The sequence below is a fragment of the Oleiphilus sp. HI0132 genome (genome assembly GCF_001635845.1).
Map to the genome: position 1 here is coordinate 1 of NZ_LWGJ01000153.1, position 686 is coordinate 686.

The following is a 686-nucleotide window of genomic DNA, read 5'->3' on the forward strand; positions in this document are numbered from 1 at the left end:
GCTTGTGTTTCTGATAAGGCATGGCTTGCCCGGCCTGTTATGGAGGTACTGTCATCGCCGATATTTAAGCAGGACACGCCAGCACTAACGGTAATACTTTCTCCATGAATCTCAATTTCTTTGCGGACTTTAAGTCGCAGGCTGTCTGCTATCTTGACTGCTTGAATCGAGCTGGTATGAGGTAAGACGATAAGAAACTCATGATGTTCCCAAAGGTAGTAACTGTCGAACAAGCGAAGGTTGTTATGGAGCAACTTGCCAATGGCAATCGTGACAGCATCTTGTTCTTTAGGGTTTAGTTTGGAAAGACATATTTTGTCAATTGCCAACGCGGCTGTAGACAATTCACTGCCTTCACGTTCACTGCGTTGAATTTCTTTTGTCAGGTCATCATCTAGATGTTCTTTGGTGGCTGCTTTGGTCAGGTTATCTGTACGACGCAGTGGCTTAAGCTGTTTTCGTCTTAGTTCTCTCAAGTAAACCAGGCAGCAGCTCATGCTTAGGTACAAAAGGTAGCTCATAGTATTTTGAATGTTTTCAAACGGAGAGCCGCTAGCATTCAAAGAGGCCAGGGCAAATACTGAGAATATCCCGACAAGCCATAGGGCAGGTTTGAATTCATAGAAAAAGAACAGCAATAAGGGAATGAAATAGGTCCATGTTTTAAAGTCTTCCAGGCCTGTCAT

1 protein-coding gene is annotated in these 686 nt (G+C 43.9%); it reads right to left on the reverse strand.

Going from position 1 to position 686, the window contains the following annotated elements; all coding sequences use genetic code 11:
• On the reverse strand, nucleotides 1-686 hold a 686-nt coding region (locus tag A3766_RS01930; RefSeq protein WP_156508614.1), incomplete at both ends, for a diguanylate cyclase domain-containing protein.